At 56.0% G+C, this 6,162-nt stretch carries 7 protein-coding genes; 3 read left to right on the forward strand and 4 right to left on the reverse strand.

The annotated features are described in order from the left end of the window. Positions 1 to 338 precede the first annotated feature (338 nt). The 4 genes from ACR0IO_RS22665 to ACR0IO_RS22680 all read right to left on the reverse strand — a co-directional run bounded on the left by ACR0IO_RS22665 (position 339) and on the right by ACR0IO_RS22680 (position 2,721). A complete protein-coding gene (locus ACR0IO_RS22665) occupies positions 339 to 911 on the reverse strand; it encodes a cob(I)yrinic acid a,c-diamide adenosyltransferase (RefSeq protein ID WP_480745062.1) in 573 nt (190 codons plus the stop codon). A gap of 1 nt (position 912) precedes the next feature. Further along, on the reverse strand, positions 913 to 1,116 hold the full coding sequence (locus tag ACR0IO_RS22670; RefSeq protein ID WP_155134799.1) for a twin transmembrane helix small protein: 204 nt from the start codon (positions 1,114 to 1,116) through the stop codon (positions 913 to 915). Positions 1,117 to 1,194: 78 nt separating this feature from the next. After that, positions 1,195 to 2,022: an SDR family NAD(P)-dependent oxidoreductase gene (locus tag ACR0IO_RS22675; protein ID WP_480745066.1), complete on the reverse strand. Its 828-nt coding sequence runs from the start codon at positions 2,020 to 2,022 to the stop codon at positions 1,195 to 1,197. Between the two features lie 69 nt (positions 2,023 to 2,091). Beyond that, positions 2,092 to 2,721, reverse strand: coding sequence for an SH3 domain-containing protein (locus tag ACR0IO_RS22680; RefSeq protein ID WP_480745069.1), 630 nt, complete (start codon positions 2,719 to 2,721; stop codon positions 2,092 to 2,094). 199 nt (positions 2,722 to 2,920) lie between these two features. On the opposite strand from ACR0IO_RS22680, the gene parC reads away from it, so the two are divergent. The 3 genes from parC to ACR0IO_RS22695 all read left to right on the forward strand — a co-directional run. Next, positions 2,921 to 5,269, forward strand: a complete 2,349-nt coding sequence (gene parC, locus ACR0IO_RS22685; RefSeq protein WP_480745071.1) for a DNA topoisomerase IV subunit A — start codon at positions 2,921 to 2,923, stop codon at positions 5,267 to 5,269. A 98-nt stretch (positions 5,270 to 5,367) separates the two neighbouring features. Then, positions 5,368 to 5,958, forward strand: a complete 591-nt coding sequence (locus ACR0IO_RS22690) for a hypothetical protein (RefSeq protein ID WP_480745073.1) — start codon at positions 5,368 to 5,370, stop codon at positions 5,956 to 5,958. A 113-nt stretch (positions 5,959 to 6,071) separates the two neighbouring features. Further along, on the forward strand, positions 6,072 to 6,162 hold a 91-nt coding region (locus ACR0IO_RS22695; protein WP_215675807.1), incomplete at its 3' end, for a GTP-binding protein.

Below are 6,162 nucleotides of genomic sequence, written 5' to 3' on the forward strand. Positions count from 1 at the left end.
CCGCTACCGTCCGCTTTCACGCGAACCTTCACATTATAGTCAATCACGCGTTTGACAGGCACGAGTACCTTCATTTCTGCGCTTGCTCCTTACAAAAACGGTAAGCCGCGTAGCGACTCCACCAATGCTCTCGTTGGCTTAGATAACGGGTCATGTGGCCCCGCAACAGGGCAAAATCGTCACGTCATGGCGTCGGGACGTCGCGTTTCGTTATTTTTTACGTGGGGGCACGAAACAAAGTTTCCTTCGGACTGCGCTCTGATCGTAGTTCAGCCCAAACCAGAGCGCGAGTTTACGTCTTTCCAAGTGCTCCAAAAACGCGAGCCACACCCGGGCCTTCAGCGGTTCGCGCCAGGTACCCACAGCACGTCGTCGCGCCCACCGTTATTGGCACAACGTGCCGCAACAAAGAACCAGTCGCTCAGGCGGTTCAGGTATTTCACGGCCACCGCGTTGACGGGTTCCATGTTGGTCAGTTCGACGGCAAGACGCTCTGCGCGACGCGACACGGTTCTGCAAACATGAAGATGGGCGGCGAGTTTTGATCCGCCAGGCAGAATAAAGCTACGCAGCGGTTCAAGCGTTTCATTCATCGTATCAATCTCAGCTTCCAACCGGTCGATTTGGGTCGGTACAATGCGAAGGGGCGGGTAGTCCGCTTCGGCATCCTGTTCCATGTCGGGGCGGCAAAAATCTGCGCCAAGATCAAACAGGTCGTTCTGGATACGAGCCAGAGCCGCGTCAAAATCACCGTCAGCTTCCAGGCGTGCGACGCCGACGAAAGCGTTCAATTCATCGACAGTGCCATAGGCGGCCACGCGCCCCGAATACTTGGCGACACGTTCACCGTTGCCCAGTGCCGTTTTTCCGTCATCGCCCGTTCGGGTGTAGATTTTGTTCAGTACGACCATCTTATTGCACTCCCTGTCCGCGCAAATAGACGTAGAGCACGATCAGCACCACGGCAATGAATTGAAAGAGAATGCGAAGTTGCATCATCTTGTTGCTTTTCTTGGCGGCTGCCATGCCACCTTTGCCAAAATTGGCAATGCCCAAAGCCAGCACGACGACAACTGCCGCCATGGCCAGCAACAAGACGACCATCATAAGGTCCATAAATCCACCGTCCGCGTTTTTGTTGCGTTTGGCCTCATCTAGCCCTGATGGGGCAAAATGCGAACAGGTAATTTCGTCTCAGACGCCTGAAAGGATGCGGTCGATCGCCCCGGTCGGCAGGATACGTCGCAAGTATCCGGCGATGTATGTAGGCGTTGTCACATAGTAACGAGACTTCGGGTTCCTTGCTTCAACCGCTTTGGCAAGCTTGTCAGTGACGGCAGAAGCGGGCAATTCAAACTTGTCCGGGCCCGAATCCTCGTAAAGGCGTTTGAGAAGTGAGCCTTCATATTTGTCGCGCAGAGCAGAAGACTCCCAATCAATAAAGCGTTCGAAGACTGGAATTGCCTTTTCGCGCAGTTTGGACGTGATTGGACCAGGTTCGATCAGGATCACCTTGATGCCTGTGTCCCGAAGTTCCAATCGCATCGTGTCGGTCAGACCCTCGATGGCATACTTGGTCGCGACATAGGCTCCGCGCCAAGGGAACGCGACAAGGCCAAGTACCGAAGAGCATTGCACGATACGACCATGGCCTTGTTCCCGCATAACGGGAATAACCTGGCGGGTCAGTTCGTGCCAGCCAAAGACATTTGTTTCAAAGATGTGGCGTAGCCCATCCGTTGGAACATCTTCTACAGCCCCTGGCAGCCCGTGTGCGCCATTGTTGAAAAGCGCATCCAATGTTCCGCCTGTTGCCTCGATAACTTCTGCCAAACCTGAGGTAATGCTCTCAGTATCGGTATAGTCTATGCGAGGGCTTTCAAATCCTTGGGCCCGCAAGCGGTCACAATCGCGCTGCTGCCTGCACGAGGCAAAAACACGCCAACCGCGCGCACGCATTCCGTGTGCCGCGTCCAGTCCGATTCCGGAGGAGCAGCCTGTAATTAGGATGGATTTTTGCATGACCTACCCAAAGATGTACCTCGCTCATAGCTATTGCGAGGTCTTCGGTCGCGCAATGTCACCTCTGCGTCAGTTCGGGATTTTTCGGATCAGTGAGGCCGAAATCCAGCCAACCTGTTGCTCTGGCAACACGCGCAGGCGCAGCCAACCTGTTCCGGATTCACTTAGGACTTCGACTTTCTGGCCAATTCTTGCCTTGCCGATGATCGGATAGATCGTTCCGGGGCCGTCACGCATGTTCACACGTGTACCCGACACCTCACGTATATCTTTTTCCGGTTCTGTGGGGACGGCGGTCTCGGCTGTTTCGTCTAGGGGCGCAGGGGCGACTTGTTGCAACCCGGCGGCGCCTTGTTCCAGAGAAGCCAGTGTAAATGTAGCACCGTCATCATCAAACAGCGTCAGATTGGTGCTCAGGCCAGAAGCTACCTGCGCCAGCAGCGCATCTGTATCTGCCTCGTTCAGAGGAGATTCTGGTTCAGCTTGTGGCTCAGCCGGTTTGATGGGGCGCAGGGCAGCCCGAGTAACCAGTTCTTCAGCCGGAGCAGCAACCAGAGGTTTCGGTTCTGGCTTCGGTGCTGACGCAATTTGTTGTGGCTTATCGCTGCGCATACCGCGCGGTTCAAAGTCTGGTCCTCCGCTCATCACGTAGAAGGTCCAGCCAAGCATGGCAAAGGTAACAAGTATCAGGCGCGTCATGGCGCATCCCCCGGTAATCGCAACATCAAAAATAGGCAGCAGTTCAATTGATGAGATCCTACCATATTTCGCGTGATGAGTCGAAAAAGCGGGGAAATCCGGGACTTGTCTCCCCCTGTTGCAAAAAGCGCGACTTGTCCCCAGCAAAATATGCTGTGCTTGCTTTACCAGCGGGCTCTTGCGGCGTATCACATCATATATGAACGATACGATCGACGACCCCAATATGGAGACCCCTGAGAACGGGGGCGAGATAGCCGAGCCACTCCGCCGCGCGATTGGCGAACGCTATCTGACCTATGCGCTGTCCACCATCATGCACCGGGCGTTGCCCGATGCGCGCGACGGATTGAAGCCGGTTCATCGGCGAATCCTCTATGCGATGAGAGAGCTGCGACTCAGCGCAACCGGAGGGTTCCGTAAGTCTGCGAAGATTTCCGGCGACGTGATGGGTAACTATCACCCGCATGGTGACGCAGCGATTTATGATGCGATGGCGCGTCTGGCGCAGGACTTCAACGTCCGCTACCCGCTGGTCGACGGGCAGGGGAACTTCGGCAATATCGACGGTGATAACCCGGCGGCCTCGCGATACACCGAGGCGCGGATGACCATCGTGGCCGAAGCGCTGCTTGAGGGTCTGAACGAAGACGCCGTTGATTTCCGCGATAACTATGATGGCACGCTGACAGAACCCGTCGTGCTGCCTGCACAGTTCCCGAACCTGCTGGCCAACGGTGCCAGTGGTATCGCGGTAGGGATGGCGACGAACATACCGCCGCATAACATCTCGGAACTCTGCGATGCATGTCTGCATCTGATCAAGACCCCCGACGCGCGCGATGATACGTTGCTGAATTACGTGCCCGGTCCGGACTTTCCGACCGGCGGCGTAATTGTGGAGCCGCCCGAGAATATCGCTCAGGCCTATCGCACCGGGCGTGGTTCATTCCGTCTGCGTTGTAAATACGAGGTCGAGGATCTGGGCCGTGGCCAGTGGCAGATCATCGTTACTGAGATTCCCTACCAGGTTCAGAAATCCAAGCTGATCGAAAAGATCGCGGAACTGATCCAGACCAAGAAAATCCCGATCCTCGCCGATGTGCGCGACGAATCCGCCGATGACATCCGCCTGATCCTTGAGCCGCGTTCGAAAAACGTGGACCCCGAGGTGCTGATGGGCATGCTCTACCGCAACTCGGACCTTGAGGTGCGGTTCAGCCTGAACATGAACGTGCTGATCGACGGGGTTACGCCCAAGGTTTGTTCGATGAAGGAAGTGCTACGGGCCTTCCTTGATCACCGGCAAGAGGTGTTGATCCGCCGCTCGCGTCACCGCATGGCCAAGATCGACCACCGGCTTGAGGTGTTGGAGGGCTTTATCGTCGCCTTCCTGAACCTCGACCGTGTGATCGATATCATCCGCTATGACGACGACCCCAAAGCCGCGTTGATGCGCGAGGATTGGGGTATTACCCATGTCCGCGCCACTGACGAGTCCGACTATGTCTCGCCCAAAGCGGGCGAGGGCGAGTTGTCCGAAGTTCAGGTCGACGCCATACTCAACATGCGCCTGCGCAGCTTACGCCGTCTGGAAGAGATGGAACTGGTTCGCGAACGCGATGAGCTGATGCTGGAACGCGCCAATCTCGAAGACCTGCTGGCCGATCCTGCCCTGCAATGGGCCAAGATCGCCGAACAGTTGAAAGAGACCAAAAAAACCTTCGGCAAAGACTACGAAGGTGGCGCACGGCGGACCCAGTTCGCCGAAGCCGGACAGGTCGAGGAAGTGCCGCTTGAGGCGATGATCGACAAAGAGCCGATCACGGTCGTCTGCTCTCAGATGGGTTGGATCCGCGCCATGACCGGTCACATCGATCTGAAGCGCGAGTTGAAGTTCAAAGATGGTGACGGCCCGCGTTTCATCTTCCACGCAGAAACGACTGATCGTCTGCTGGTTTTTGCCTCTAATGGCCGGTTCTACACCGTCAGTGCCGCAAACCTGCCCGGCGGGCGGGGCATGGGCGAGCCCTTGCGCCTGATGGTCGACCTGCCGAACGAGGCGCAGATCATCGACATCCTGATCCACAAGCCGGGGCGCAAGCTTCTGGTCGCCTCGGATGCAGGCAACGGTTTCATGGTGCCCGAGGATGACGTTCTGGCCCAGACCCGAAACGGCAAACAAGTGCTAAACGTCAAAGGTGATGAGACGGCGATGATCTGTAAGCCGATTGCGGGCGATCACGTTGCCGTCGTGTCGCAAAACGGCAAGTTCCTTGTGTTCCCAACCGAAGAGCTACCTGAGATGACCCGTGGTAAGGGTGTGCGCCTGCAGAAGTACAACATGGCGCGTGGGCGACAGGGTACTCTGGAATTGGATGGTGGATTGTCGGACATTACCACTTTCAACTGGGAAGAGGGCCTGAAATGGTCCATGGGCGGCGATAAGACCCGCCACGAGGCTGACATGAGCCAATGGCTGGCCAAGCGTGCAAGTGTCGGGAAAAAGCCGCCTTATGGCTTCCCGCGGGACTATAAGTTTTCGTGATCAGGCTGCCACAACAGTGAAATTCCGCCGATACGGCTTGGCACAGACCGTATCGGTGCGCTAGATCAAAGAAAAACAGGCCTATCGAGAAGAGACACATGCTGCGCATTCTGACCCTGATCACCGGACTAGCCCTGATGGGCGCGTGTACACAGACGCAAGTGTATGAACCACCCGAGTCACTTGGCGAATTCAAACTGGGCATCAACTACGCGACCGCCGAGAATGCTGTCCAAGGGCCTGTGTCTCGAGACGCGACTCCAGAAGAGTGGAAAACCGCAATTGAAAGCGCAGTGGAAACGCGTTTGGGGCGGTATGACGGTAGTCAAACAATAGATATTGGTATCCGGCTCGGGGGATACGCATTGGCACCTGGGGCAATTCCTCCGGTGAACCCTAAAAGCGCCGCGATCGTGGATGTCGTGGTCTATGACACAACCAAAAAAGAAATTTTGGCTAAGGATAAACGGTTCCAGGTTCTGGAAGATACAACCACAGAAAGCTATTTGATCGGTTCCGGATATACCAGAACCCGAGAAGAGCAAATGCAGGGCCTTTCGCTGAAGATCGCTGACAAAATTGAAGAGTGGCTGGCCGAAGAACACAAGGACAATGGATGGTTCGACAGGCGGCCCGACCTGATCCAACCACTGGATTCCGTCGAGGTAACGCAAAATCCGGCGTCATAAACGGGATTTAACGCAGGATGTGCTTGATTTTCCCCTTTGAACCAAATATCTCGCGCGCGCAGATGTAACCACGGGACCAAGGGTCCCCCAAATCGCAAAAGGGCGCCTGAGGAATGGCAAAGGAAAAGTTTGAGCGTACAAAACCGCACGTCAACATCGGCACGATTGGCCACGTTGACCACGGCAAGACCACGCTGACCGCAG

The organism is Ruegeria sp. CE12 (genome assembly GCF_056537525.1).

Bases quoted from the DNA above. Each gene is read 5' to 3' on its own strand.
- parC (WP_480745071.1), top strand. From the start codon at position 2,921: ATGAACGATACGATCGACGACCCCAATATGGAGACCCCTGAGAACGGG.
- ACR0IO_RS22670 (WP_155134799.1), bottom strand. From the start codon at position 1,116: ATGGACCTTATGATGGTCGTCTTGTTGCTGGCCATGGCGGCAGTTGTC.
- ACR0IO_RS22680 (WP_480745069.1), bottom strand. From the start codon at position 2,721: ATGACGCGCCTGATACTTGTTACCTTTGCCATGCTTGGCTGGACCTTC.
- ACR0IO_RS22675 (WP_480745066.1), bottom strand. From the start codon at position 2,022: ATGCAAAAATCCATCCTAATTACAGGCTGCTCCTCCGGAATCGGACTG.
- ACR0IO_RS22665 (WP_480745062.1), bottom strand. From the start codon at position 911: ATGGTCGTACTGAACAAAATCTACACCCGAACGGGCGATGACGGAAAA.
- ACR0IO_RS22690 (WP_480745073.1), top strand. From the start codon at position 5,368: ATGCTGCGCATTCTGACCCTGATCACCGGACTAGCCCTGATGGGCGCG.